The organism is Micromonospora parva (assembly GCF_040649675.1).
Taxonomy (GTDB): Bacteria; Actinomycetota; Actinomycetes; order Mycobacteriales; family Micromonosporaceae; genus Micromonospora; species Micromonospora parva.
The window spans coordinates 283,797-310,523 of sequence record NZ_JBEZFX010000001.1 but is presented as its reverse complement, the minus strand read 5'-3'; the positions used below and the strand labels follow the sequence as shown (position 1 = coordinate 310,523).

General features: G+C 68.7%; 25 protein-coding genes. 13 read left to right on the top strand and 12 right to left on the bottom strand.

Features of this window, described 5'->3' with window-relative positions; genetic code table 11:
* Window positions 1-167 precede the first annotated feature (167 nt).
* From AB0C03_RS01390 to AB0C03_RS01360, 7 genes are all read right to left on the bottom strand, one after another.
* Window positions 168-1,043 (bottom strand): replication-relaxation family protein, encoded by an 876-nt coding sequence (locus AB0C03_RS01390; protein ID WP_357633375.1) that lies wholly within the window; start codon window positions 1,041-1,043, stop codon window positions 168-170.
* 210 nt (window positions 1,044-1,253) lie between these two features.
* Window positions 1,254-3,701, bottom strand: a complete 2,448-nt coding sequence (locus AB0C03_RS01385) for a type IV secretory system conjugative DNA transfer family protein (protein WP_435823357.1) — start codon at window positions 3,699-3,701, stop codon at window positions 1,254-1,256.
* A gap of 56 nt (window positions 3,702-3,757) precedes the next feature.
* Window positions 3,758-5,548, bottom strand: coding sequence for a VirB4 family type IV secretion system protein (locus AB0C03_RS01380; RefSeq protein WP_357633369.1), 1,791 nt, complete (start codon window positions 5,546-5,548; stop codon window positions 3,758-3,760).
* Complete coding sequence (locus tag AB0C03_RS01375) at window positions 5,545-6,468, bottom strand: PrgI family protein (RefSeq protein ID WP_357634447.1); 924 nt, start codon at window positions 6,466-6,468, stop codon at window positions 5,545-5,547. Before AB0C03_RS01375 ends, AB0C03_RS01380 begins: the two co-directional genes overlap by 4 nt.
* 35 nt (window positions 6,469-6,503) lie before the next feature.
* Entirely contained in the window at window positions 6,504-7,418 is a 915-nt protein-coding gene (locus AB0C03_RS01370) for a conjugal transfer protein TrbL family protein (RefSeq protein ID WP_357633366.1), read from the bottom strand.
* A gap of 5 nt (window positions 7,419-7,423) precedes the next feature.
* The gene (locus AB0C03_RS01365) at window positions 7,424-7,804 is read right to left on the bottom strand and encodes a pilin (RefSeq protein ID WP_357633363.1); all 381 of its coding nucleotides are present in this window, start codon (window positions 7,802-7,804) and stop codon (window positions 7,424-7,426) included.
* 745 nt (window positions 7,805-8,549) lie between these two features.
* Window positions 8,550-9,428: a hypothetical protein gene (locus AB0C03_RS01360; protein WP_357633360.1), complete on the bottom strand. Its 879-nt coding sequence runs from the start codon at window positions 9,426-9,428 to the stop codon at window positions 8,550-8,552.
* An 814-nt stretch (window positions 9,429-10,242) separates the two neighbouring features.
* Between AB0C03_RS01360 and AB0C03_RS01355 the strand changes: the two genes are divergently transcribed.
* The 8 genes from AB0C03_RS01355 to AB0C03_RS01320 all read left to right on the top strand — a co-directional run bounded on the left by AB0C03_RS01355 (window position 10,243) and on the right by AB0C03_RS01320 (window position 17,199).
* Entirely contained in the window at window positions 10,243-11,175 is a 933-nt protein-coding gene (locus AB0C03_RS01355) for a class I SAM-dependent methyltransferase (protein ID WP_357633357.1), read from the top strand.
* Entirely contained in the window at window positions 11,159-12,148 is a 990-nt protein-coding gene (locus AB0C03_RS01350; protein ID WP_357634444.1) for a TRM11 family SAM-dependent methyltransferase, read from the top strand. Before AB0C03_RS01355 ends, AB0C03_RS01350 begins: the two co-directional genes overlap by 17 nt.
* A complete protein-coding gene (locus AB0C03_RS01345; protein ID WP_357633354.1) occupies window positions 12,145-13,884 on the top strand; it encodes a hypothetical protein in 1,740 nt (579 codons plus the stop codon). Before AB0C03_RS01350 ends, AB0C03_RS01345 begins: the two co-directional genes overlap by 4 nt.
* Window positions 13,881-14,432 (top strand): DNA cytosine methyltransferase, encoded by a 552-nt coding sequence (locus tag AB0C03_RS01340; RefSeq protein ID WP_357633351.1) that lies wholly within the window; start codon window positions 13,881-13,883, stop codon window positions 14,430-14,432. The genes AB0C03_RS01345 and AB0C03_RS01340 overlap by 4 nt, the downstream gene beginning before the upstream one ends.
* A 223-nt stretch (window positions 14,433-14,655) precedes the next feature.
* On the top strand, window positions 14,656-15,126 hold the full coding sequence (locus tag AB0C03_RS01335) for a hypothetical protein (protein ID WP_357633348.1): 471 nt from the start codon (window positions 14,656-14,658) through the stop codon (window positions 15,124-15,126).
* A 109-nt stretch (window positions 15,127-15,235) separates the two neighbouring features.
* Window positions 15,236-15,619: a helix-turn-helix domain-containing protein gene (locus tag AB0C03_RS01330; protein WP_357633345.1), complete on the top strand. Its 384-nt coding sequence runs from the start codon at window positions 15,236-15,238 to the stop codon at window positions 15,617-15,619.
* Window positions 15,607-16,743: a tyrosine-type recombinase/integrase gene (locus AB0C03_RS01325; protein ID WP_357633342.1), complete on the top strand. Its 1,137-nt coding sequence runs from the start codon at window positions 15,607-15,609 to the stop codon at window positions 16,741-16,743. Before AB0C03_RS01330 ends, AB0C03_RS01325 begins: the two co-directional genes overlap by 13 nt.
* Window positions 16,744-16,761: 18 nt before the next feature.
* Window positions 16,762-17,199, top strand: coding sequence for a hypothetical protein (locus AB0C03_RS01320; RefSeq protein WP_357633339.1), 438 nt, complete (start codon window positions 16,762-16,764; stop codon window positions 17,197-17,199).
* Between the two features lie 76 nt (window positions 17,200-17,275).
* Here AB0C03_RS01320 and AB0C03_RS01315 read toward each other — a convergent pair whose 3' ends face one another.
* The gene (locus AB0C03_RS01315; protein ID WP_357633336.1) at window positions 17,276-17,782 is read right to left on the bottom strand and encodes a hypothetical protein; all 507 of its coding nucleotides are present in this window, start codon (window positions 17,780-17,782) and stop codon (window positions 17,276-17,278) included.
* A 106-nt stretch (window positions 17,783-17,888) separates the two neighbouring features.
* Window positions 17,889-18,140: a transcriptional regulator gene (locus AB0C03_RS01310; RefSeq protein ID WP_357633333.1), complete on the bottom strand. Its 252-nt coding sequence runs from the start codon at window positions 18,138-18,140 to the stop codon at window positions 17,889-17,891.
* 53 nt (window positions 18,141-18,193) lie between these two features.
* Here AB0C03_RS01310 and AB0C03_RS01305 point away from each other — a divergent pair, with 53 nt between their 5' ends.
* Window positions 18,194-18,841, top strand: coding sequence for a hypothetical protein (locus AB0C03_RS01305; RefSeq protein ID WP_357633330.1), 648 nt, complete (start codon window positions 18,194-18,196; stop codon window positions 18,839-18,841).
* A gap of 9 nt (window positions 18,842-18,850) precedes the next feature.
* Here the strand turns inward: AB0C03_RS01305 and AB0C03_RS01300 are convergent, their stop codons facing one another.
* From AB0C03_RS01300 to AB0C03_RS01290, 3 genes are read right to left on the bottom strand one after another with little or no spacing between them, the layout of a single operon-like run.
* Window positions 18,851-19,600: a hypothetical protein gene (locus tag AB0C03_RS01300; protein WP_357633327.1), complete on the bottom strand. Its 750-nt coding sequence runs from the start codon at window positions 19,598-19,600 to the stop codon at window positions 18,851-18,853.
* A gap of 36 nt (window positions 19,601-19,636) precedes the next feature.
* Entirely contained in the window at window positions 19,637-19,954 is a 318-nt protein-coding gene (locus tag AB0C03_RS01295; protein WP_357633324.1) for a hypothetical protein, read from the bottom strand.
* Window positions 19,947-20,612 (bottom strand): hypothetical protein, encoded by a 666-nt coding sequence (locus AB0C03_RS01290; RefSeq protein WP_357633321.1) that lies wholly within the window; start codon window positions 20,610-20,612, stop codon window positions 19,947-19,949. Before AB0C03_RS01290 ends, AB0C03_RS01295 begins: the two co-directional genes overlap by 8 nt.
* Window positions 20,613-21,731: 1,119 nt before the next feature.
* Between AB0C03_RS01290 and AB0C03_RS01285 the strand changes: the two genes are divergently transcribed.
* From AB0C03_RS01285 to AB0C03_RS01270, 4 genes are read left to right on the top strand one after another with little or no spacing between them, the layout of a single operon-like run.
* Window positions 21,732-22,502 (top strand): hypothetical protein, encoded by a 771-nt coding sequence (locus tag AB0C03_RS01285; RefSeq protein WP_357633318.1) that lies wholly within the window; start codon window positions 21,732-21,734, stop codon window positions 22,500-22,502.
* Window positions 22,499-23,821 carry a ParB N-terminal domain-containing protein gene (locus AB0C03_RS01280; protein WP_357633315.1) on the top strand — a complete coding sequence of 441 codons (1,323 nt, stop codon included), beginning with the start codon at window positions 22,499-22,501 and terminating at the stop codon, window positions 23,819-23,821. Before AB0C03_RS01285 ends, AB0C03_RS01280 begins: the two co-directional genes overlap by 4 nt.
* A 2-nt stretch (window positions 23,822-23,823) precedes the next feature.
* On the top strand, window positions 23,824-25,713 hold the full coding sequence (locus tag AB0C03_RS01275) for a DEAD/DEAH box helicase (protein WP_357633313.1): 1,890 nt from the start codon (window positions 23,824-23,826) through the stop codon (window positions 25,711-25,713).
* Complete coding sequence (locus tag AB0C03_RS01270) at window positions 25,703-26,605, top strand: protein NO VEIN domain-containing protein (protein WP_357633310.1); 903 nt, start codon at window positions 25,703-25,705, stop codon at window positions 26,603-26,605. Before AB0C03_RS01275 ends, AB0C03_RS01270 begins: the two co-directional genes overlap by 11 nt.
* The last annotated feature ends 122 nt before the right edge of the window (window positions 26,606-26,727 follow it).

Sequence of the window (26,727 nt, the reverse complement as noted above, 5' to 3'; positions counted from 1 at the left end):
CTGTGAGGCACTCCGGCTCGTAGCGGAGCCCTCGTCGGCGCGGACGCTGTGAGCCTTCACGGCTCTCACAGATGATCTTGTTTGCTGACAGACGTCGCCGACGGTGGTCGGATTGCCGGCGGTGCTCACTCTGGCAGGTGTCGGCGCGCTGGCCTGCGGTGTGAGTTCTACGGGCGGTCGAAGCGCCGTGGGTTGGTGACCGTGTCGGGGCCGTGGTCGCAGGGCAGCTCGTGCAGGTACCGCCGGTGGGTGGGGTCCGACGCGAGGGTCCAGACTCTGCCGGCGGGGTCGGGGCCGTGGACGGCGGTGGCGATCGGGCTGGCGGTGCGCAGTCCGGCGAGCACGCCGAGGAGGCTGGCCTCGCGGCGCCGGCTGGGGACCCAGAACAGCACGGGGTAGCGGGGGCCGAAGGTGGTGAGGCGTTCGTAGCCGCGCAGCTTGGCCACGACCCGGGCGAGGTTCTCGGTGTCGTTGTCGTGCTCGAGGAAGAAGCCGGTCGAGGTGTCGCCGACGGTCCATACGCCGTGCCCGTCGGGGCGGATGCCGGCCTGGGCGTAGACGGTGGTGGCGTGCTGCTCGGACCACCAGCGCGACAGCCGGGCCTCGGGTGTGTGGCGGGCGGTGGCGATGAGGTCGGTGAAGAACTGGTTGACGCCGAGCAGGTGGTTGACCTGGCCGCTGGCGGCGATCCGCTTGGCGCGTTCCAGGGAGCTGCGTGGCGCCTTGCCGCCAGTGCCGGTCGGGTCGTGGTAGACGGTCGGGTGTAGCTGCAGTCCGACGGGGCCGAGGGTGTAGAGCAGCGACCCGTACCGGCCGTGGGCGCCGCTGCGGCCGAATCGGTGCAGCACGTCGAGGCGGTGCAGGATCGTCAGCCGTCGTTGGGCGGTGCGCCGGGTGTCGAACAGGGCGCTGGTGATTTGGTCGGTGGACAGCAGGTAGTGCTCGGCGAGCAGGGTCAGGAGGGCGTGGTCGCGGGGGACGATGCGACCGAAGACGGCCAGGGGATCGGGGTTGCTGGAGGCGGGGGGAACACGGGAGTACACGCGGTTGCTCCTGGGCAGGATGGGGTTCCCCTCCCGATCGGGAGGGGTGTCTGGGACGAGGGAGGTCGGTGCGGAGGGCCTGTCACGGGGTGTGTGCGGCACTGACAGCCCAGGTCAGAGCTGTGCTGCGGATGCCCGGCGGTCACCGGTGACGATCCCGGTGACGAGCCGGTGCGCGACCCCGGCGACGCCACCGTCTGACAGGGACAGTTAGCTCCGGTCGCTCTTCGGACGGGATCGACGTTCGTCGGGTTTGCGGCTGAGTCGTTCGACGAGGGCGTCGACGGCGCTGGTGTCCTGGCTCGGTACCGCCGCGGCGGTGGCCTGGCGGATGGCGGTCGCTTCGCCGACGACCGGCTTCGGCGGCCGGGTCTTCATCGTGAACGCGGGGGTTTGGCGGCCGTTGACGACCAGCCGTGCGGCGGCGGTGTACGCGTCGAGGTGGGCGAGGTCGTGCTCGCCCAGTTCCGGGAGGGTGTGCCGGGACAGGACTTTCGCGTCTTCCGGCGCCACCGTGAAGTAGATCTTGTTTCGGGCGTTAGCCGAAGCGGCGGCGAGGAGGTCGCGGGGGAACTGGGCGAGGTCTTGGTGGGCGAGCACGAGTGACAGCCGGTACTTGCGGGCTTCGGCGAGCATCGTGTCCAGGGAGTTGGCCAGGGTCAGGAAGTTCTGGGCCTCGTCGATGATCAGGGTCGCGTCGCGGCGCCGGTCGGGTTCGACGCCGGCGCGGGCGGTGGTGGCTTGCCATACCTGCGCGAGGATCAGGGAGCCGAGCAGCCGGCTGGTGTCCTCGCCGAGCACGCCCTTGGGGATGCGGACGAGCAGCACTCCGCCGTCGAGGACGCGGCCCATGTCGAAGCTCGATTTGGGGTAGCGCATGGTGCGTTTGACGAAGTCGCGCAGCAGGAACGCGCGCAGCCGGGCGAGGACCGGTCCGATGACCTGCGAGCGGAGGCTGTCGTTGAGGCTGTCGTACCACTGCCAGAAGCCGCTGAGCCCGGCCGGGTCGTCGAGGTCCACCGTCATCGCCGAGCGGAACTGGGGGCTGTTGAGCAGCGGGGGGATGTGTTGCAGGGTGACGTTGTTGTGGCGCAGCAGGGTCAGGCAGGCCACCCGCATGACGTCGTCCATCCGCGGTCCCCACGCCTTGGCGAAGATGTTCCCGAAGATCGACACGAGGTTGTCGACGACCAGGTCGGGGTCGTCGCCTTCGAGGGGGTTCAGCGTCGGCGGGTTGTCCTGGTCGGGGTCGAAGAGCACGACGCGGTCGGCGACGGTGGCGGGGAGCCGGTCGAGGATGTCCAGGACGAGGTCGCCGTGCGGGTCGATGACGACGGTGCCGCGGCCGGCGTTGATGTCGTCGAGGGCCATGTTGACCAGCAGGGTGGTCTTGCCGGAGCCCGTGGAACCGATCACATGCATGTGATACCTCGCGTCCGCCACCGTCAGCCCGACACTGTGGCCGCCGATTTCGGCGTCGCCGAGCATCTTCACCCCACGCCCGCCGCCGGGGACGGCGACCGATGCCGGCATGGACGCGGCCCGCGCCCGGTCGAGGCCGGGCACGGCAAGGTCGCGCGGCAGGGCGGCGAGGGCGGCGAGTTCCGGGGCGGAGGTGAGGAATCCGGGGCCGAGGCGGCGTGCGGTGAGGACGGCCACCGGCGCTCGCATGCGGGCGCGGTGGGTGAGCCGGTTGCGGCCGGTGTGGATGGCGAACGCCGAGGCGAGGGTGTCGGCGATGCCCCGTAGCCGGCCGGTCGGGTCGGCGCCGGGGCGCCGGTTGGTGGTGGCGACGGCGTACCGGATGCCGGTCTGCCACAGCGGGTGCGCGGTCTTGTCCAGGATCGCCCGGACGTCGCGCTCGACGGTGGGATCCCGACGGGACGCAGGCGCCGTAGCGCGGCCGGTGGGGCCGCTGCTGGGCAGGAACGCGTCCAGCAGCCACAACACCGGCGCGGCCGGGTTGATCGCCGGTACGGCGCCGGCCCGGAGGCGCCCGGCCGCGCGGCGGGCCCGTGCCGCTCGCCGGGGTGTGGCTGGGCGGGCGAGGATCTGCACGCAGGCGTACTCGCGGGGTTTGAGCTGCGCGCCGGCGGCCATCAGCGGGCGCAGCGGGTCGGTGTCGTGGTCGGTGGCCAGCGGCAGCCACTCCGCGTACACGGGCAGCAGGTGCCCGCCGGCCGCGGGATGCGCGTCTAGGGGGATCGGCGGTGCCGGGTTGTCGTCGGTGGTGGTGGCCGAGCTGGGCCAGGCCGCCCGCACCGCGGCCTCGACCGCCCCCGGGGGGATGGTGCCGGGTACCCAGATTGAGATGAGCAGTTGCCGGCCGGACCACGTGTACTGCCACACGACGTGTGGGGCGCCGTGGAGCAGGCGCCGCCGTCGTGACGGGGTCAGCACGCCGGCCAGGTTCGCCCACAACGCGCCAGCGCTGTGCGGGTCGACTTCCGGTGGCGGCGCGATCGTCACGAGGCGCGCGCCGCGGGCGTGGTGGCGGTGCCGCCCGATCTCGACCAGGTTGCGGGCCGCGATCCACACGATCAGCCCGCTGGCGGCGACAGCCGCCAGCCACGGCCGCTGTGTGGCCCACACCGCGGCGTCGAGCAGCGCGGCCGCTGCTCCGGTGGGGGGTGGGATGGGGCCGGCGCCCGGCCCGATGGTGGGGCTGGGCGCCGGTGACACGAGCGTTGAGCTGAGGGCTTCGGTCGGCGGTGTCACAGATCGCCCTCCTCCTCGTCGAGGTCGGCCAGTTCGGCCGGATCGGTGGTGCACAGGGCGTGTTCCGCGTCGGAGGCGATCGATTCGAAGCTGGTCCTGCTCGCCCCAGAGATCAGCAGCCCTTGGCCGCGGCGGGTCGAGAGCAGCAGGCGCCGTTCACCGTCGGTGAGCCCGAACGCCTCGCCGACGGCGTCGATGGCTTGCGGCGCCTGCCGCAGCAGCACCTGGGTGGAGGCGTTGGACACGACCGCCTGGCCGAGGTCGGTGCTCAGCACGTCGGCGGCGTCCTGGGTGATGACGGTCAGTCCGGCGTTGCGCTTGCGTGCCGCTTTTGACATGCGGAACAGGAAGCGGGCGCCTTCGCCGTCGCGCATCAGCAGCCACGCCTCGTCGACCACCACGAGCCGCCGCCGCGAGGGGCGTTGTGGGGCGTCGACGGTGCGCCAGATCGAGTCCAGGGCGAGCAGGGTGCCGACGGTGCGCAGTTCGTCGGGCAGGTGCCGCAGCGACCACACGACCAGGTGTCCGATCGGGGCCTGGGTGGTGGGTGCGTCGAACAGGTCGGCGAAGCTTCCCTGCACCCACGGTGCGAGCCGGGCGGCCAGCGTCGCGGCGGCCAGGTCGTGGTCGGCGCGTAGCGTGGCGGCCAGGTCGCGCAGCAGCGGCGCGGGCCGGTGGTGCGTGGCCGGGTCGGCGGTGATTCCGGCGGCCCGGTAGACGGCGAGGATGGCCCGGTCCAGCGCGGCTCGCTCCGCCGGTGGGGGTTGGTGGCCGAGCAGCACGCTGATGAGCGTGTGCAGGAACAGAGCGCGGCGGGTCAGCGTGTCGGGACGCTGGTCGCCGACCGGCAGGTCCAGGGGGTTGATCTTCACGCCGGGCAGGCCCAGTCGGACGATGCTGCCGCCGACGGCGTCGGCCAGTCGCAGGTACTCGTCCTCGGGGTCCACCACCGCGACCTGCACCCCCTGGTACAGGTTGCGCAGGATCTCCAGCTTCACGAAGTACGACTTCCCCGCTCCGGAGCGGGCCAGGACGATCGAGTTGTGGTTCTCCTGCGTCCAGCGGTCCCACCAGACGATGCCGGCGCTGGCCGGGTTGATGCCGTAGAGGACACCGCCGGTGGCCGGCGGGTCGCCGGGCAGCGGAGCGGGCAGGTCCGGGCTCGACAGCGGAAACGCGGCGGCGAGCGCCTGGGTGTCCATGGTGCGCAGCATCCGCAACCCATCCGTCGCGAGGGGCAGGGTAGTGGTCCACCCGGGAAGCTGCCGCCACGTCGCGGGCTGCACCTCCAGAAGGGTGGACGCGGCGGCGGCCCGGACCTGCGCGCACGCCTGCAGGAGTTCGTCTTCGGTGCGGGCGTGCACGGTCAGGTACAGGCCGACGCGGAACAGCTTCGCCGCGCCTCGGGCTAGTCGCTCGGCCAGGTCACCGGCGTCATCTGCGGCGGCGTCGACGTAGGGGTCGGCGAGCTTGCCGCGCTCGGAGTCGGCCCGCCGGGACGACTCCAGCCGTGCTCGTTGTTTGCGGAGCCGGTCGGCGGCGATCGGTGCCGGCAGCGGCTCGATGTGCAACGCGAGGTCGAGGCGGCCCGGCCAGGACAGCAGCGGCTCCAGCCACGCCGGGCCGACCTCGGCCGGGTAGCCGGTCACGGCGAGGGTGGCGGCGAAGCCGTCGCCCACGCGCAGCCACCGGGGTGTGACCTCGACGGTGGCCGGCGCGACCGCCGACGCCAGCGAGCCCGGCTGCGGCGGTGCGCCGTCGTCGCCGGACCGTCTCTTCCTCATCATCGTTGGCTCCTTGTCCTGCGGGTGGGGGCAGCGGCGGTGATGACGGCGTCGGGCGCGGCCAGGCGGCCCGGCTGCGGTGGCCGGTACGGGTCGGCGGCGCCGGCCAGGGCGGCGGTGACCGCCGAGCCGTCCAGCACCCGAGGACTGACGCCGAGGCCGGCCAACGCCCGCACCGTGTCATCGGCTCGCCGCCGCGCGGCATGCGCGCGCTCGCCGGCCGCCGTCCGGGTGACGACCAGGACCTGCCGACGCAGCGGGTCCCGGCGGGCGGCGAGGTCGCCGAGGAACTCGGCGTGATCGGCGCACGCCGCGCGCAGCCGCGGATGCGGCTGGGCGTCCACGGCGGCGGCGAGAGCCCGGCTGTGGGAGGCCAGGTCGACCGGTTGCGCGGACACGACGATCTGCGTCGGCGTCGACAGGCTGTTGAGCCACCGACCCCACCCCTCGATCAGGGCCGCCTGCTCGGCGGGTGTGCGAAGCGCGAGGTTCACTGTGGTGGTGCCGACGATCGCCGCCCGCGTGTCACCGAGGCTGACCCCTCCGTCGTCGTCGATGGCGTCGGCGGGCAGCCGCAACGGCGCCGGCAGCGGCAACCGGCCGCTCTTGGGCGTGTCGACCCAATCTGGCGCGCCGGTTTCCGCCGCGACGGTGGCGTTCGACAGTGACCGGGGGGTGCGCGTGTAGCGGATCGCGTGCAGCAGCCACACATCCAGCGACAGGCCGTCGCGGCGGCCCAGCGCTAGGCCGATGACCAGCCCGCCGAGCACCACACCAGCACCGATGAACACCGGTGCCGGAACGACATCGTGCAGCGTGCGCCACGCGGCGTAGAACAACAAAGCGCCGGTGGCGACGATCGCCAGTTGGTGGAACGTCAGGCCGTAGGCGACCTTGTCGGGGGCGTCGACGTCGGCGGGCATCCGTGCCCGCATTGGCGATTCGGGATCAGGTCGAGTCATGTGATGGTCCTCCGAAGGGTGTTCAGGCCGGGGACGGTGCGGGCGAGTTGCTGCACCACGACGACGCGGACGACCGCGCCGAGCATGGTGCTCGTGCTACGTCCGGTCTGGCCCGCCCAGCGGGCCAACAGTGTGGGGATCTTGACGGTGGTCCAGAGCAGCACCACCACGACCAGGAGGTTCAGCGTGCCGCCCGGGTCGACGGGCAGGCCGAACACGGGCAGCATGGTCGCCGGGTCGAGCAGTGTCTGCTGCCCCGCGGTGAGGAAGAACGCCTGCGCCACGGGGATCGCCAGGCATCCGGCGTAGGCGCGCCACCACAGCCGGGCGAGGCCGTCGGTCTGCGGCAGCGCGTGGCAGGCCAGCGCCAGCGGCGCGATGCTCGTCATCACCAGCAGCGCCACGAACCGGCCGATCAGCTGAAACGCCGCCGTCACGACCAGGACGGTGATGAGCAGGATCAGGATCAGGAACAACAGCGGGACGGTGCGGTCCTGTGCCGCCGCGAGGTGGGTGCGGATCGCGGTGAACGCGCCGTCGCCGTCGTAGCCGCCCTCGCTGATCGCCGAGGTCAGGGCGTTGGCGAGATCGATGAGCTGGTCGCAGGCCAACTGGGAGAAGTGCGCGGCGGTGAACCCGACGACCAGTCTCGGGAGGAGGTCCTTGACCGTGTAGCGGGATTGTTCGTCGCCGCCGGCGACCATGACGAGCACGCCGGCGGCGACGAACGCCAACACAAAGACGGTGTCCACGATCCAGATCGACCGGCCGGTGAGCGCCTGCACCTGCGGCAGCACGGTGACCTTCGGCGTGGTGAGCAGAATGCCGGTGATGAGGTCGAAGATCGCGTTGAGGCAGGCCAGGATCGCCGTGGTGAGCCAATCAAGAACATGGTCGAGGACCCATCCCATAACGATCAGCCCCCCACGATGCCCCGGACGACCTGCAGCAGGATCGGTGCCAGGACGGCCAGACCGTAGCCGACCAGCGCGTTGCGGAACGCGATTTTGCCCTTCTCAACCTGCGACGGGTCACCACCGGCGGTAACCCGGTATACGGCGGCCAGAACGAGGAAGAGGGTCGCGACGGCGCCCAGGATGCTCATGACCCAGGCCTGCAGGTTGGCGATCACCACCGGCAGGGAGTTCGCCGCCAGGTAGACAGCGCCGCCCGGATCGGCATACGCGGCGGCCGGGAGGGCGAGTGACAGGCCGACGCCGGCCAGCGGTACGGCGACACGGAGTGCGAGACGAACGACTCGCGGGATTCGGGGAGTGTGCTGTGGGGTGCGGGACATTGCGGTTCACCTCCCGCCGCGCCCCGGCCACGAACAAGCGTGACCGGGGGCGGCGATTGCTCGAAGCGGTCCGATGGGACCGCCGCCGGGCGCAGGTGAGAAGGCGCGAACCGCGTGAGCCCCGGGAGGAGCTCGTCCTCCCTCATGGGTGGGTTGCGGTCATCGATGTGGTGTCAGCGCATCAAGTGGCGCGGCACCCGAGGCGCGCGGATCGCGGCTGCTCGTGTCGCTTGGCGGCGGGCGGGACCGACCAGCGGTACAGCTCGCTGAAAGTCCCGCACCCCCAAACCGGGATTTGTGAGCCCTGGCGAACACTTGCCGCGCTCACCCAGCTCCGGGCACGGCTCACAGCACAGGTCGGCACCCTCTTCACCGCCGACAGCGCGGCCCACGGGCGAAGACTCCACAGCCGGACCGAGACGGGCTGTCTGTGGGCGCTGTGAATGCAGCCGGCGCTCACAACCCTTGACACGGCCGCGTCGGTTCGCCCGTTCCGGGTGCTCCAGACGGTGACGGAAAGTTTCTGCTCGTCGGAGCGGAGGGGACGACCGAGCGGCGCCCGCGCCGCAGAGAACGTGACGGCGGGGCAGGTCGGCTGGCAATCCTGCACCGATTCTCTCCGTCACTGTGCTGCCAGCGCGCTGCGCTGCCTCCAGAGCAACCTCTACTAGCGACGGGTGCTCGGCACACGGAAACGGCTGTGGCCCGACGTGCACCGTCGGGCCACAGCCGTGCCGGTGGGCTGTCAGGCGGCTGCCGCAGCGTGCTGCTGGGTGGCTTCGCGGCGGGCGGCCGCGGCACGTCCCGCACGGCGCCGGCCGCGCTGCTCGGCCCGCTGCCGCAGTCGCGCCGTAGTCTCCGGCGACGCGACCCCGGTCAGCAGCCCGTCGGTGAGGGCCTCGGCGATGCGGCTGTCGATGCGTGACAGCCGCATGCGCAGGGCGTCGACGCTGACGCCATTCCTCGCGGCGATGGGTTCGATCGCCCGGCGACCGAGCCGCACGTCGATGTAGGGCTGCTCGTCCTCGGGGTCGAGGATCCCGAGGGTCACCGCGCGGCGGACCAGGAGGTCCGGATGCCCGTACGGCACCGGCGGGGTGCGGGAGCCGGAAACGAGGTGCTCGATGTCCTGCACCGGCAGGCACTGATGCTGCTGCAGCCGCAGGTCCCGCCCGGCCCGCCACGCCGCCTTGCACAGGCTCGCGTACGGCGCGGGTTTGGTCAGGTCGGCCCGGTCGCGGAGCGCGGTCAGAAAGCCGGTCAGGATCTCGGCGTCGATATCGGCAGGGTCGCCGGTGTAGCCCTCGCACAGCTGCGCCGCGTACTGCTGCAGCGCCGGCATCGCCATGCCGACCGCGGCGACGACCCAGTGCGGCCCGTCGAGGCGGGCGCGTCGGATCAGCTTCCGCCACACCTCGTCACGCGTCGTGTAGGCGCGGGGGTGGCGCAACAGCCAGTCCCGCAGCGCGGGCAGCGGCATCACCGGTTGCGGCAGACACGCGTCGGAGAAGAACGCCGTGCAGTCGAGAGCCAGCGGCGCGGGCTCGCAGGTCAGTGCCGCGTAGGCGGTCGCCGCCGCGTCGAGGGCGGAAGTCGGCCAGTTCGTAGCGTCGGACGCGCTCATGTCAACACTCCTGTGACACCGAAGGGATGCGAATGTCGTCGCCGGCGTTGTCACGGCGATCGGTGGCATCGATTGCGCCACAGAGGGCTCACATGGTCCTGACAGAGCCGCTCAGGGCGCTGTTCGTCGCCTCGACCCGGGCCTCTGTAAGTGGCCCACCCGCACGGCGCGCCATCGTCGCTGATCGTTGGCAAGAGTCTGACAAAGGCCGGTTGACCTGCCCTGTGACACCCTGACAGAGCCCCTGAACGCGCTGTTCGGAGGTGATGGCACTGGCCCACGTCGTAATCCGCGAGACGGCGCGGGCGGGCCCGCTGTGACAACCGGGTCGGCTCACAGCGCCACTGTCACCGCTCGCCGGAGACGGCCCGCGCGGACTACCGACGTACCGATGACAGTCGCGCGCACGCTGTCACCGCTGAACATCCCGCACCCTGTGACAGGCGACGCCGCGCCGATGACAATGGCCCCGCACACACGGCGCTCGGCGACGTCTCCCAGGGCCGGTCAACGCTCATGTCTACGTCGACGCCCGAAGCGTTCTCCCTAACCGACGCCGGCACCGTCAGCGCCTTCTGTCAGTGAACCAGCGTCACTGACGGAAGTGAGTGGTAACGAAGCTGGTCCCGTTTAGGGCGAATGCCGATGGCTGCCGCCGCGTCCCGCGCAGCAGACGGGACGAGGAAAACCGGGACAAGCGGCTGCCGGGTCGCGCGTTGTGAGCGGTTGTGGGTTCGGCAAGTGTTCGCCGGGGCTCACAAAACCCGGTTTGGGGATGTCAGCGCTTCACGGCGCGGCGCGGAGCCGACAGCACATGAGCGAGCACACGCCGCACCCGCACCAGCAGGCCGACCACAGCGAGCCGGCCGACTCCACTCTCATCGACCTGATCGCCGGCGATCCGCCGGTACCGATCACGGTCTGGCGCACGGCCCGTACCGACGCCGACCCGCACACCAGCCTGCCCACCCGTCTGGCCTACCGCCTCGTCGCCGCCTACAGCCGGCCCGGGGAGGCGGTGGCCGACCTGACCACCCACCACGTCCTGGCACCGATCTGCGCCCTGGGCGGTCGCCAGCATCACCGCGCTTGGTTTACCGACAGCTCCAGCCTGATCATCGGACCCGCCACCGCCGGCCCGCCGGCGGCCACGACCGCAACCAACCCGCTCACCGCGCCCGGCGAGCCGGAGGCCGGCGACGCGCAGGACCCGCCCAGGCTGGTCGACTGGTTCGGCGACGACCTCACCGACCCGGACCTGCCCGGCGCCGACGCCGCGGTCATCCGGCCGCCCGACGACGGGCCGCTGGACGCGGCCATCAGCCTGGTGGTCGCCTCCTGGCCGCTGCACGAGGCCGGCACGACGGCCCGGGTCCGCCTCGCCTGGCTCCTCGCTGCCTGCGCGCGGCTGCTGCGCCCCGGCGGCTGCCTCGTCCTCGTCGTCGGCGTCCCCGCCGGCACGCAGCCCACGCCGGAGGACTTCGGGCCGCTCATGGCCGCCGCCACCGCAGCGGGACTGGGCTACCTGCAGCACATCGTCGCCGTCGAGGCCGACACCGACGGCGACCAGTTCGTCTACTACGGCACGGATGAGGAGCTGCTCACCCTGGCCCACGCCAACCCCGAGCAGTGGTCGGTCGCCCACTTGCGGGTGCACGCCGACCTGATGGTCTTCACTCCACTCTCGACTCCAGCGGCCGGGGCGGGACGGCGCCGTGGCCGCGACGGTGGTGAACGCCGTGGCTGAGCACACCACTGCGGGATCCTCCGGTGCGAGCGAGCCGGACACCAACAGCTCCACCGTGGGCGAGGACTACCCGGTCCGGCACCGCGAGTACGAAGGCCGCCACCGCGCCGATCCTGGGGGTCTGTCCGTCTGGGCTACCGCCCAGTCGACGGGCCCTGTCCAGCGACGCGGCCGGTACGTGCCGGAATCGGTCAGGCATCCCGCCCGGATGCTGCCCGCGATCGCCGCCCACGCGATCGCCGCGTACACCCAGCCCGGCGATCTGGTCCTGGACCCGATGTGCGGCATCGGCACCACCCTGGTCGAGGCCGTCCACGCCGGCCGCGACGCCTTCGGCATCGAATATGAGCCGCAATGGTCGAACATCGCCGACGCCAACATCCGCCACGCCCACGACCAGGGCGCCAGCGGACGCGCATCCGTCATCCGCGGCGACGCGACACGGCTGATGTCGCTGGTGCCGAAAGCCCTCACCGGGCAGGTGGCGCTCGTGGTCACCTCACCGCCGTACGGGCCGACCGTCCACGGCCTCGTCCGCCCCGGCGAACACGGGGTCGTCAAGTACGACGACCGGTACAACGACGGCGAGGACAAGGGCAACCTCGCCTACCGCGACCTGACCGGCCTCACCGACGGGTTCGCCGAAATCCTGCGCGGCTGCGCCACCCTGCTACGACCCGGCGGCGCCGTCGTGGTCACCGCCCGCCCGTGGCGCAAACGCGGCGAGCTGATCGACCTGCCCAGCGCCGTCATCGCCGCCGGCCTGCGCGCCGGACTCGCGCCGACCGAGCGGTGCGTCGCCCTGCTCGCCGCCGTCCGTGACGGGCAGCTCGTCGCCCGCCCGTCGTTCTTCCAACTCCAACAGGTCCGCAAGGCCCGCACGTCCGGGGTGCCGATGCACCTCATCGCCCACGAAGACGTTCTGATCTTCACCAAAACGCGGCTTGAGGACGGATCCGGGGTGGTCGCGTGACCGCACCCACCCATCGCTACCTGTCCCTGGGCACCGGTGTGCAGAGCTCCACACTTTTGCTGCTCGCCGCCCAGGGCACGATTCCCGGGTTCGAGGCGGCGATCTTCGCTGACACCTCCTGGGAGCCGGCAGCGGTCTACCGGCACCTGGACCGCATGACCGGCATCGCCGAGCGGGCCGGAATCGAGGTGGTGCGGGTCAGCGCCGGTGACATCCGAGCTGACGCGCTCGACCCACGCCACCGGTTCGCCTCCATGCCCCTGTTCACCCTCGGCCCGAATGGTGAGCGGGGAATGGCCCGCCGGCAGTGCACCTCCGAATACAAGATCAAATCCATCAAGGCTGAAGTGCGGCGCCGACTGGGCTACCCACACCCGAGGCGCGTCCCGGCAGGGGTCCGTGCAGAGGTCGCGATCGGGATCAGCCTCGACGAGATCGGTCGAGCCCGCGACTCCGACGTCGCCTACATGCACAACGTGCACCCACTGCTCGACGTCGGCTGGCGATGCATTGACTGCCTACGCTTCCTGGCCGAGCAGCTCGACAGCCTGCCCAGCACACCGCCAGAGAAGAGATGGACACATTTGCTGTCCACCCCTCACCAGCATGCCTCCATCGGCCCTCTCACCCTCCCGGACGGGAACTCAGTCGTCGAATTACTGGTCTTCGTCCGGGACCATCAGCCACTCGCCGGACAGCCGCTCCCGCACCGCTTGCACCGCTTCCGGAATTCGGCCATGGACCCACAGCCACGTCTCGCCGTCATTTCGCAGCAGCACATCAGGACCGAAGAACCAGCGGACTCCCGGCCCGTCCATCCCTGCCCAGAAGGGAAAGACCGGCAGCGGGAGTCGCGCGAACGCTGCGCTCACCAGCGCATTCGCGGTGTCGTCCAGCTCCCGGTTGTCGACGTGGCGCTCGTCGGCAGAGAACATCGCCTCCGACAGCACCATCTCGACAAGCGCGACCGAGAGCCGATCAGCGTAGGGCACCCAGCCGTCCCCGACGTTCACCACGACCGGCGGATCGTCCTGACCGATCGCAAGGGCAGAAACGCCCCACGATGCGCAGCCCTGCGCCTCCACCCGAAACACCAGCACGCCATCAGGGTCGACCTCAAGACTCTGTGGCGATACCAAGCTGTCCTGAGAGGCGGTCAGGTCCCTTCGGTGACCGAACAGCAGATAGGCCTCACGCAGCGGGGCCGGCAGCGCGAAGCCGATCCGGTCCTCGCCCACCTGCACCAGGGCTGGGTCGACACCATCGCCCTCGACAACTGGACGGTCAAACGCCGCGGTCAGTGCTCGAACGAACTCCCACCCTCGGTGGCGGTCGCCTGCGGCCAGTTCGTCGAGACCCTCGAGCATGTCGATCACCATACAGACGCCCAGCTCACTTACCCAGAAGAGTCGATCTTCGGGGAGCTGGTAGGCCAATCCCACCTAACTTGCCCGTTCCACGACGACGGCTTCTGGTTCGCCCTGCGCGAGCACAGCCCGCAGGAGTGGGCGGACGCCGTCGCCTTCGACCGGTCCATCCGCAACGGCTCCGCCCGGGCCAACGCGGACGGACACCCCTTTCGCGGCCAGTTCTTCCTGCACCGGCAGCGAGTGCCGCTCGACCAGGTACAGCTGCGCCCACCTCCTCAACCCGCAGAAGCGCCTGGTTGTGGCCCGTGGTCCTGCCCGAACGGCGAGCCGGTGACAGGCGACGCCGGGCGCGGGGAGGTGGCGTGAGCATTGCCCACACCACCGCCCCCCGCATCGGATCGCTGTGCACCGGCTACGGCGGCCTCGACATGGCCGTCGAGCTGGTGCTCGGCGGCCAGCTCACCTGGTACGCCGAAACCGACCGGCACGCCGCCACCGTCTGCGCCCACCACTGGCCCGGCGTGCCCAACCTCGGTGACATCCGCGCCGTTGACTGGACCCGGGTCGAGGCCGTCGACGTCCTCACCGCCGGGTTCCCGTGCCAGGACATCTCCAACGCCGGCAAGCGCGCCGGCATCACCGGAGAGCACTCCAGCCTGTGGAGTGCCGTCGCCGACGCCGTTCGCGTTCTTCGACCGCCGCTCGTGTTCGTGGAGAACGTCGCCGCCCTCCTGCGGCGAGGATTCGACGTCGTCGAAGCCGACCTGGCCACGATCGGGTACGACACGCGCTGGCTATGCCTACGCGCGTCCGACATCGGCGCCGCCCACCGCCGCGATCGGCTGTTCCTGCTGGCCGCACCCACCCCACAACGGGGCGGAGGTGCGGACGCTGCCGACACCGTGCGCCCGTGACGGCAAAGGACCCGGCCACCAGCACGGCCTGCCCGACCTCATCGAACCGTCGGGCTCCACCCACAGCCTCCTACCCACCGCCAGCGCAGGGCGCATCGCTCGCACCGGTCAGCACGCGCACACGCGCATCGACGCCGGACGGCTACTGCCCACCCCCAGGGCGAGTGACACCGGCACGCCCGGACGACGCGCGGGTGCCGGGTTCCGGCCCCCACTGTCTGAGGTGCTGCTGCCCACCCCGCGGGCCACCGACGGCGAGAAGGGCTGCCCAGGGCAGCGCGGCTCGCACGGGGACCTCACCCTCCCCTCCGCGGCGGTACGGGTCTTGCCCACCCCGCGCGCGTCGGACGGGCGCGGCCCCGGGCGCCACGGCAACGGCGGCGCGGACCTGCGCACCACGATCGCCGCACTCGGGCAGCCCGACGAGCAGCGGTGGGGCGGCTACGCCGACGCGGTCGCCCGCTGGGAGCTGCTGCTCGGCCGCCCCGCACCCGAACCCACGCAAACCGGCCGGCACGGCAAACCCGTCCTCGCACCGCCGTTCGTGGAATGGCTCATGGGCCTGCCCGAGCACTGGGTCACCGACCCCGCGCTCGGGCTGCCCCGCACCACCGCACTGCGGGTCCTCGGCAACGGCGTCGTCCCCGCCCAAGCGGCGACCGCCCTGCGACTGCTGCTCTGCCAGCACACCTAGCCCCTGCCAGCCCACGGTGGCTCGTCGCGGCGCATCCACACACCGTCCGCGACGAGCCACCACCCGGGGTGTCCAGCCGCCAGAACCTCCGACGTTCGGGAGTCCACCCATGCCTGCCAACCTGCCCCGCGCCCGACGGCGCCCGCCGCCGGCCGCCCCCACCCTCCACCACACAACAGCGGGCCACGACGAGCAGGATCCGCGGCTCTACACCCCAGCCGAGGCTGCCGCCCGACTACGCGTGCCGGAGTCATGGCTGCGCCGACGCGCCGGCCGCCGCCAGATCCCTTGCACCTTCCTCGGCAAGCACCTGCGTTTCTCATCCGCCGACCTCGCCGCCATCATCGCCGCCGGCGCCCAACCCCCCACCGGCCGGCGCGCCACCCGCCGCCGCCGGCACTCCACCGGCGACTTGCCTCACCCCGACAGCCACGGGTCAATCACCCCCGCACCCGACACCGACCGGACGGAGACCACACCATGGCCTGGGTAGAAAAACGCGGCACCCGATTCCGCGTACGCCTGCGCATGCCCGACGGCACCGTCACCACCGATTCAGCCCACGACCTGCGTGCCGACGCCGCTATCCGGGCCAAGGAAATCGACGTCGAGTCGGCCCGCGACACCTACATCGACCCCCGCGGCGGACGCATCCCCCTCGCCGACTGGGTCCCGATCTGGGAAGCAACTCACCAAGCGGGCCCTGCCACCTGGGCCGCCTATCGCAGTCACCTACGGCTGCACATCCTGCCCGCCCTCGGCACGCTGCCCCTGGTCGACATCCGCCGCCAACACGTCAAAACCCTCGCCGTCACCCTCGGCAAACGCCTCTCACCACGATCCGTCGCCGACGTGATCATGGTCCTGTCGATGGTCCTGCAAGAAGCCGTCGAAGACCGCCGCGTCCCCTTCAACCCCTGCCGAGGAATCCGCATCCCCAAAGGCATCCGCGCCGAGCGACCGCATGCCACCGCCGAGCAGGTCGCCGCGATCGTCACCCGCCAAGCCCGCCCCAGCGACGGGCTGCTCATCCTCACCGCCGCGTACACCGGCATGCGGTGGGGAGAACTCACCGGCCTCACCCGCGACAACGTCGACCTCACTATCGGCAGCATCCACGTCCACCCCGACGTCGGCGCGCTACACGAAGTCGAAGGCAAGCTGTTCCTCGGCCCACCCAAGACCAACGACTCCGTGCGCCACATCCGGCTGCCCCGCTTCCTGACCAACCTCCTCGCCGTCCACCTCTCCGAACAACCCCACGACATCGTCTTCCCGGGCGCCCGCGGTCACCACCAGCGACGATCCAACTTCAACCGCCGCGCCTGGACCCCCGCCGTCGCCGGCAACCCTCAACAGGGCATCCCACCGGTCCTGCCCGGCATGCACTTCCACGACCTGCGCCACACCCACAAGACCTGGCTCATCGAGGACGGCATCCCCGAGATCGCCCAAGCCCGCCGCCTCGGTCACCGCCTCACCGGTGTACGGGGTATCTACAGCCACGTCACCGAGCCAATGATCACCACCGTCGTCGAAGCGCTACAACGTCGACGGGAAACCACCCAGCCCGACCGTAGCGGCGACGCCGTCCGACGACTGCGCGCCGTTGCCTAACAGGGGAGAGGATGAGTCATGCTCCAGGCCTTCGTAGCGGAACCACCGTGCGCGGTGTGTGAGCGACCGGCAACACACGTCGAACTCATCGCACCTGGTACCCGACCTGCGCACTGGCAGCGCTGGTCACCGCAGGAGCGCGACGCCTACAACGCTGCCCGACAGCGTCACGACGGCCAGCATTGGTGGCTGCTGTTCTCTGGGATCGAGGCGGGCAACGGATCCGGCCGACCGGTGGACCTGGCAGAAGCACAACGGATTGCCAACGCCTTCGCCCAGCCGTACCGGTACGCCGCCGTAACCTCCGCGGGCTTCTACGACGACGCCGGATTTTGCGGCCAGTGCGACGCCCCGTACTGCTACCACCACTGGAACGTCTCCAGCACTGGCTACGGCAAATGCCCGCGAGGCCACGGCAAGAGCCTTGATCCACACTGTTGGCCCGATGACCTTTAGGAGCCTTAGGCCGCGAACCCAGTGGGAGCACGTGGCTAATGCGTCCGCACAGATGGCGGAGACGCCGTGGTCGCGCTCAGTGCGTCCAGCCGGCGGCGTGCAGACTGTTGTGGAACCAGCCGCCTTGACTGAACGGCCGGATTGTTCTGTCGTCGCCGACATGGTGTGGGAAGAGGGCCAGGACGTGGGCGAGATCCTGCTCGGCCGGTCGGGGCAGTTGGAGGATCGCCTCGTCGAGTGTCAGGCCGCTCGCCTTGACGAACTCGGGATGCTTCCTGAGGTATGCCACGACGTGGTCCACTACGGCGGCGAGACGCTGGCGCAGTCGGGCGGCGTCGGGTGCGTCGCGGCTGTCCCGTAGGTCAACCAGTTGCCAGGCCGGCCCGAACACCGGCACTAGTTGTGCGCCTGCCGCGTTGAAGAATTCCAGGGGCCCCCGACGGGTGTCGGCATCGCCGAACCCATCCTCGATCATTTGCCGCACGTTCGTGTAGACGTGGGCGAAGGTGTCGTCGGGGGCGATCGCGGTGATCGTGGTGATCGTGCGCGGGGCGCTGGCAATTGTTGTCGAAGATCCGTCCACTCTGCTTTCCTCCCGTACAAGCATGATGTGGAAGTTCGCCTATCTCCCACAGGCTAGGCAGTCAGGTCAACCGCTGATGCGCCGATGGGGCCCGACGTCTACGGGCTCACCTGCGTCGCATGATCGCGTGCAGTGTCCTGCTGCTCCCAACCTCCGTCACGTTAATGAGTTCCCACCCCGTGTGGCTGAGGTAGTCGGCGGCGGCGAGTGCCTGGCCGATGCTGGCCCCGCCGGGGGCGTAGGCGGCCACGGCAAGGTGCCGGTGGGGGTAGGCGCGGAGATCGACCAGCTGCTGCAGAACCGCCGCCGCGGTGATGGCGCGGGTGCGAGCGACAGATTCGATGGTCTCGCGGGGCATGCCTCGACGATAACGGTAACCAGCACGGGCGATCGCCTGGCGCAGCTGACGGTATGGTCAACAGCGTGGAAGCTCGGTCCCGGAAACGGGCGCTGGTGGTCGGCCTTCTGGTAACGCTCGCGGTTACCGGAGGGTGTGACGACGGCGGATCAGCGACGCCCCGTGCCGTCACCACCTCGCCGATCGCCGGTACTCCCGCCACGAGTAGCCCGGCGCCCGCCGTCGGCCCTTCCTACGACGCCACCAACCTCGACCTGTGCCGGCGCACGGACCTGAAGCCCCTGGCGGCCTTGTCGGTGAGGGTCGCTCGTACCGATCCGAAGCCGCCGCTGGCGCGGCAGGGCTCGTCGTGCCTGTTCGAGATGCGCACCGCGGACGACCACCAGGCGAACTTGCTAGTGGAAGCCTCCTCGTTGACGAACGCCGAGGAGGCGGGACGCCTGTACAGGGCGACCCAGCAGGTGACAGCCATGACGGCGGACGGCCCCGTCGCCGACATCGGCGAGGAGGCCGAGGGGTTCCTCAAACGGTCGGACCCTGGCTTCAAGTACACCGAGTACATGCTCCACGCCCGGGCCGCCAACCTGGTGGTGAAGGTCTGGCTCGCGGTCGGCGGCGATTCCTACCTGCCTAAAGAGGCACTCGCCGCGAAAGCTCTGACGATCCTCAAGGCGACCTTCACCGCCGTGCCGCACGCCTGACGACAGGCTCTACCCGCGGACGGCTTCGGGCCAACGGCCGCCGGGGAGCTTGGAGTAGTCACCGACCTGCGTCGCGATGTCCCGGACGTTACCCAGCGCGTCAACGAAACGTTCACCGATCCGCAGGAGAGTGTCCAACCCCGCGGTGACGATGTCGCCGACAGACTTCGCCAACGTGTCGATGGCCCAGGGAATGTTGATGACCGTCGTCGCGTCGACGGCGGCCTGGGCGAACTTACCTGCCAGGTTGGTGACGATCGTCGCTAGCTCGACGGCGTAGTCAACGTTGGCCCTAGCGATCTTGAACAGCCACTGACTGATGAACTCCGCCTTGAGAACGGACTCGTCGACCGCCGCCCGCTGTTTGACAGCCTTGTCGGCGTAGGCGCGGGCCGCGTCGCCGGTCCACTTGACCAGGTTCTGGTCGATTGGCTCACTGATCGCGAACGACAGTTGGGAGACGGGCGTCTTCACCTCGGTGATCCACCGGAAGCTCATCGAGATGAGCGATAGCACCGGCATCTGGTGCTCCATCGCGTGATCAACCCGATCCATGACCTCCCGCAGGCCGCGGCGCGCGGCATCAATGTTGTGCTTGATCCACAGCAGCGCCGCCGGGCCGATCAGCCACGCCCACTCGTTGACCCGCGAGACGACGTCGTTGAACCCCTCGACGGCAAGGTCCACGCCGACGCGGATCTGGTCGAAGGCCTTGTTGAACGGCTCGCCGTATTCCAGGTCCGGCGGTGCGGGCTGCATCGGCTTGTGTGTCCTTCCGGGTCGTCGCGTCCGTGCTTAGGCTTTGTAGATCGTGTTGAGGTCCAGCGAGATCACCTCATCGGCCCGGTCGTAGGCGTCGGCGACGCGCCGAAGGGCGTCACCGACCTGCTCAAACTCCGTCGCCGCCCCGGCGAGGATCGCGACCATGAAGGTGTGGAAGTCGCGGTACGCGGCTGAGTGGACGCCGGCGTTGACGTCGCCGATGTAGAAGGCAGACGCGTCCAAGCTCAGCCCCTCCGCGGCGCCCTTGATGGCGGCTGCGCTGTCGGACAGCTGCAACCACTTGCCGCCCTCGGTACGCAACGCGTCGGTGATGACGTTCAGCTCATCCACCTGGCCACCCCTCAAGGTCCTGTTGATCTGCCCCTGCCAGGTCGAAGGCGCGAAGGACGGACCGTGCGTCGAACTGCAGCTGACTGGTGTCGGCACGGGCGATCCGTGCCGTGTCGCCGGTGATACCGACAATGCTGTTCGCCCGAATCCGCAACGTCAGACAACCGTTGGGGCTGGTCATGACCTGCTCGACCGGGGAAACGCGCAGCTGTGCTACCCGATCCAGCTCCGCGTCGAGGCCCTGCAGCGTGCGCCAGGTCTCCCGCGACCACACGTCCTCGTCGAGTTCGGGCGACGCCTGCACCGCGGTTTGGCGTGGCGGTGTTGGCGGAGCCTGCCCCTGCTGAAGTTCCATCAAGGCCGCCTGTTCCAGTGCGGTGCCGACGGCGGCGGTGTAGGCCTCGAAGAGCGCCGCCGGGAAGCGAGCGACCCCTACCTCGTTGCGCCACTCGCGGCCAACCATGACGGCTTCAACGCGGCATTGCGCACCGAGGACTACTGCAACCGATCTGGTGGCGTCGGACCCGCGGGGACCATCGATTCGGGAATGATGCTGGTCCTCCTGCAGCGCACGCTCGACCCGCCGCTGCAGCGCCGACTCGTCACCGAGGAAGTCGAGGCTTGCCAGCAACAGGCGTGGTCCGCGTCTGTCCCTCATCCGTCCCCCATTCCCCTTAAATCAACCAGCGGCTATCCAACGGTCCGACCTCCGGAAGCAGAACTACCGTACGTGAAGGCTCATCAACTTGCGGTACCGTGCCCCACCCGCGGGTAGGACGTCGTGACCGGGGAAAACGGTCAGATTGCGCGGACTGAGCCGCTCACCGACGCCTACGCGTTCGGGCGCAAGGCCTGCAGTAGGGCCCCATGCGGCGTACGCGGACAGCCGCATCGGCGCGGCCAGCCCTAGGCGCTCCGGTATTGATCACACGTTGGAACCAGGGCACCGCTGACGATGGCGATCTGCTTGACCGGTGGCCAGCACAACGGCACCAAGGGCGTGCAGTGGGCCGAGAGTGTTAATCACTCATGCGCGGCGAAGTGCGAAACCCCGAACAAGGGACCGATCAAACCCTTGGTCAGATTCGTGCGCGAGTACGCGCCCCCAGCTACACCCGGTCCGGCAGGTCCAGGACCCACCGCCGGCCCGGGCGGTCTTCAGCGCCCGCGTCCCGTCCACGCTCGGCGTCCACCCGGACCGCCCCGCGGCGGAGCGAGGGCTTTCCCCCCGTCAGCGGAAAGATCCACTCGACGAGCTATGGGGAGCACCTGCTCCGTATCCCCTATGACCGTCGTCATGAGACGGACACTCGGAATCCTGAGACCTCCCTAGGGAGTTTCAGTCCACGACCCAAGGCCATGCCCTGAACCCGAACCACCGGCTGTCCGCGAGGGCCGGCGCTGCCGCCCGGACCGATGGCCGCGCGTCATCGGGATCTTCGTCCTTCTGCGGTAAGCCGCAGGCACAAGGCTGAGGGGCCTCCGGGCGGCCCTAGTGCTCGGCCGCAGACTGCTATTCTGCGGACCTGCGATCGTGCCTGTGGGGATGTGGGGCTCTAGTGGTCCGCAGCGACATGAAGGTGCCATGGCCTGGATCGTCAGCAAGCGCTAGTGCCGACTTGAAGCTCATTGCTCGAACGAGAACGCTCTGGTGGAGCGCCCAACGGCTTTGGTTTACTGACGAAGCTGGACATAGGGGAGGCCAACGACAGTGTTGCCGGACGACGCTGCGCCATGTCGCCATGCGGGGGCACCCGCGCCGGATGCCGTGCGGCGGGTGGAATACCTGATCCAGAACCTGGTCACAGACGCCGAATTGCTGGCCCGGTACGGGCTGACGGTCGAGGAGTATCGCGACGCTATGCCTGCGGCGATCGAAGCAGCTCGTGGCAGCATGAGCGCGAGCAACGCCAGCCGCCGTCGATTTTTGCTCGACGTCCTGGAGGCGCTGCTGGCGGCGGGGTTGGTAGACAGCGTCACCAAACCTCAGTACGGCGATGACACTGTTTACCGGCTAGCGGTCCCCGGGTTCGGCAGCGTGGCGATCATCCAGAAGGGCTGCCCGGACGGCGCGCATAGCAGCATCCGTTGGTCGGTACCGGATTGGGCACGCGAGACGTACCTCTGGTGGCTATGCGACAGCATGAAGGCCGAACCGGGCGAGCACATCGCGAAGGGAATCCAGCGCATGCGCAGCCGCTACCTCGACCCTGCCGACCGGACCGTTGATGGCGTCATCTTCCACAATCACCTCTGTGGCACGCCCAAGCGCCGTTGCCCGAAGCAGGGCCGAGCTGTGCAGATTGGCGGGCAGCTGGTGCCGCCGCCGTGCGTATATGTCATGCCCGACAACAGCACACCCGATTTGAATTGGGCGGGCAGACAGCAGCGCTTTTTTCCCGGCATTTTGCTCGGACTCTTCGGCATCGGTCAGGAAGCCCTGCCGCTATACCTTGGGCACGTCGGTTTCCAGCGCAAGAGCGGTGAGGTTCGCACCACCATTTCGGCTAGATTCGGCGTCGGCCGTTCCACCACATACAGGAGATGATCCGGTTGCCCAACCCGATGCTGGACCAGGAGCGCGTGGGGATGCTACGGGGACGTGAGCCTACGCGGCACGTACTGGTTCCGGCCTGGCCACGCGAACAGAAGGAGCTGCCGCAGGTCGAGGTTGAGGTTGCCTGGGTCCGCTTTTCCACGCTCAACCATCGCACCCAGGCCGAGCAGCGCCGTGAAATCCACCGCGCCGGACAAGCCGACCTGTTCACCGCTGACCCGCTCGGCCCTGCCGCCCAAAAGGCGCAGTACCGCATCCTCACCAGCCAGGAAGGCTTTAAAGAGCTCAAAGCCGACCTGCGGGATCGCGGTCAGCAAGAACCTGCGATCATCACCGCCGAGGGCGTACTTATCAACGGCAATCGGCGAACCGCAGCCTTGCGCTCACTCTATCACGACGACGACTGGCTCAAAGCGCGTTACGTCCAATGCCTGGTTCTGCCCGAAGATGCCCAGATTGACGAGCTCGTCGACCTTGAGGCAGAGCTGCAGATCGCCCGCGACTTCAAACAGCAGTACTCCTGGATCAATGAGGCTTTCCTCATCGAGGAGCTCTACGACCGCGAGGGAAAAGACTTCGGACGCGTCGCCCGGCGTATGCACAGTGATGTCGCAAAAGTGCGCGACTTGCACGACAAGCTTCAACAGGTACACCAACTAGTGGACCTATCGAAGGGCGCACGCCTGCACGTTGATTTTACCGAAAACGAGTCCGCCTTCACCGAGCTTGCCGGACATATTCGGAACAAGCCCGCAGCCGAGGCCGACAGCGTGCGCTCGGCATATTTCCTCGGCACCCTGGCCAACGTCGAGTATCGCAAGCTGCGGCACCTGCGACGCGCAGACGCGGCCCAACTGGTTCAGCGTGAAATCGAGCGCGATCCTGCGCTCAAACCGGTGCTCGACGCCGCCCGCTCCGCCAACGCCGCCGATTCCAGCGACGATCTGCTGGACGACCTGCTTGGCGAGGACGCACCTGCACAGCCTTTAAACGAGCTGCTAGGTTTGGTCGCTGCTCAGACACCCGACGCGAACCTGCCACTCGACAACGGCGACAAAGTCTCCACCCGTCAGGTCCTCAGCTCGCTGCGTAGCGCGATCGTCGCTGCCGCAGATGAGGCCGCAGACGAGGCGGCAGACCAGTCAGCCGTCAGGGCCCCATTGTCCCAGATCGACAAGGCGATCACCGCGCTTAAGCGGATCCGCAAGGACCTCCCGAAAGCTCGAGCTCAGGCTGAGTGGGATGAGCATCCCTTCGGTCTCAAGATGGACGAAATCAGGGGACTTCTAAACGAGATCGAGGGCCTCTAGGCGTGATTGACGCTGAGCTCTATCAGCAGGGGCGCCCGCTTGTCGTCGTTAGCCGCAAGGCCCCAGCCGTCGCCGGAGCCTGGGCCCGCTTGCAGGCTTCGATGTCCCGCGGAATCGTCGGTGGGTCAGCCGATCGGCTCGAGGTGCGCGTCGATGTATTTCTGGCTGAGCTGACGGCGCTGCGTGAGATCCGGACCATCTTCTCTGAGGAAATTCGGCTCGGACCAACGCTGCAAGAGCAGATCCGCTCGCTCATCAGTGACCAGAAACGCCGGGAAGAGGTCGCAGCCGGGGCCCAACCGGCGACACCCGACGTGCTAGCGGCTCAGCTAGCCGCTGCGGGTTTCCGCCGCCAATTGCGCAGCTTCCAGTTAGAGAACCTCGCGCAGATTCAGCAGCTCCCGCACGGTGCGGATTTCTCCGTCCCCGGTGCGGGCAAGACCACGGTTGCGTTAGCCAACTACACCCTCACGCGAATCCGCAAGGAGGTTGAGCAACTTCTCGTCATCGCGCCCCTTGCCGCCTTCGAAGCATGGCGTGAGGACTCCGCGGCATGCTTCGAGCGGCCGCCGCGTATCGCTACCCATGCCGGGGCTTCTTGGATCGACAGCGACGTTGAAGTGCTACTGACTAGCTACAACCGCGTCGCCTCCGACTACGATCGCATCCGGGAGTACGTCGGCCGTCGTCCCACCCACGTCATTCTCGACGAAGCCCACCGGGTGAAGCGTGGGGCCCAGGGCGTGCACGGCCGCGCGGTCCTGGACCTCGCCTACGCCGCTCGGCGCCGTGACATCTTGACCGGCACTCCAGCCCCCCAGGGTGCCTTCGACCTGATCGCCCTCATGCGCTTTCTCTACCCAGGGCAGGACCAAAAAATCCTGCCCGCCAGCGCGTATAACGAGCGCGCGGGTCGCGACGACGATGTGTTGAGTGAGACCAGCGCTGCGATCCAACGTTACTTTGTCCGCACACCGAAATCGCGCCTCGGCCTGCCAGGCACCACCTTCGATGTCGTGAAGCAAATGATGAGCCCGATTCAACAGGCCATCTACAATGCGCTATTAGGTCGCTACCGCGGCGACTTCGAGTTGGACCGTCAGGCCCGCCGTCAATTCGACCGGCTCGGGCGGGTCACCATGTACCTTCTGGAAGCTGCGACCAACCCCATGCTCCTGGTCGCCGGCTCGGACGACGCCGACGAGCTTGGATTCATACATCCGCCGCTCGCCCTAGACGGCAGCGAGCCGCTCGCCGAGCTGCTGGCGCGGTACCGCGACTATGAAACGCCCTGGAAGTATGAGCAGGTCAAAGCGATGGTTGAGCAAGCGCGCGACCGCGGCGAGAAAGTCATCGTCTGGTCCACCTTCGTCCGTAACATCCGGTCGCTAGCCACGCACCTCAAGAGCTTCCAGCCAGCCATCGTGCACGGCGGAATTCCTACCCGAGACAGCGCGCCGATCGGGACGCTGACCCGCGAGGCCGAGCTGGATCGCTTCCGATACGACCGAGACTGCCATGTCCTCCTTGCCAACCCAGCTGCCTGCGGTGAAGGCATTAGCCTGCACCACTGGTGCCATCACGCCATCTATCTTGATCGGACCTTCAACGCTGGCCACTTTCTGCAGAGCCAAGACCGCATCCACCGGCTTGGACTCAAGGACGACGTGACCACCCGCTTCACACTGCTGCTCAGCGAGGAAAGCATCGACGAGGCCGTTAACCTTCGACTGCGTGACAAGGTTGTTGCACTGTCCGCCTTAATGGACGATCCAGGCCTGGTGCGCGTGGCTCTTCCCGAGCCGGATAATGACAAGCCCGAACAGCCGGCGGCCTCGGACGATTTGGAGGCTATCGTGTCACATATCAGGGCGCGGCTCGATGCTGCCTAGGCGCGGTACAGCCCAAGCAGTTCTGCTCCTCTGCCATGCCGCTCACATCGCACCACGGCGCGACGTCGCGGACTGGGTAGGTGCCGCCAAGGCCCAAGGTGGATTTTTCGCGGCCGCCACAGACTTGACAACGCCTGCGAAACGCCTCCTGGACGTAGGGCTCGCCAAGCAATCCAAAACGATCTCTCTAGCGCCGCCGCTTGCTGGAATCGCGCACATTGCCGACACCCCGACGTTGCGTCATGTTGCCCGGGTGTTGCTGACTTTCGACGCACCCTCCTGGCTGCCGATTGCGGTGTCGCCCCGTGGAGTTTCCCGCCAATACATCCCTACGAACGTTCTACGTGACCTGGAATGGCTTGATCCCGAACTCGACGACATGCTCGTGGACGTGTACCGCTCGGTGAGCCTCTCCCCTGGCACCGAGATCCGTAGGCGGATCGGCGATGCCGCCGAGGCGGTGATCTTGGCGGCGTTGCAAGCCGCCGGTCGGCATGCCACCCACGTGTCTCCAATCTCCGACACATTCGGCTACGACATCGAGTCCGCTGGCCCTCCCATGCTTCGCATGGAGGTCAAGGGATGCAGCCTCAGCACCCGCGGTAGCTTCCACCTCAGCCGCAATGAGTACGACAAGAGCCAAATATTCGGCGAAGAGTGGGTTTTAACCCAGGTCGTCTTCACAAGCGAGGCTTTCGTCTCGGCGGTCTTAAAGCCAGGACATATAGAGGGCATATTCGAGGTCAACGCGCGCGACATCGCATTGGCCGTACCGCCTGATACTACCAATTTCATTTGGACCGACTCCGCGATGATCACCCCACGACCCACGGCATGGAGGCCCACCTCCTATACGATCGCCGACTTCACGCTGCCAGGTCTGGCGCGCTGACTTACATCATTTCCAGGTGAGTGAAACGCTGTTTGTTTCTTACGTGACCCTCCGCCGACGCCTCTTACGATGAACGCCGCAAAGGCACGTCAGAACCGCGGATCTCATGCCATTGGCGATGT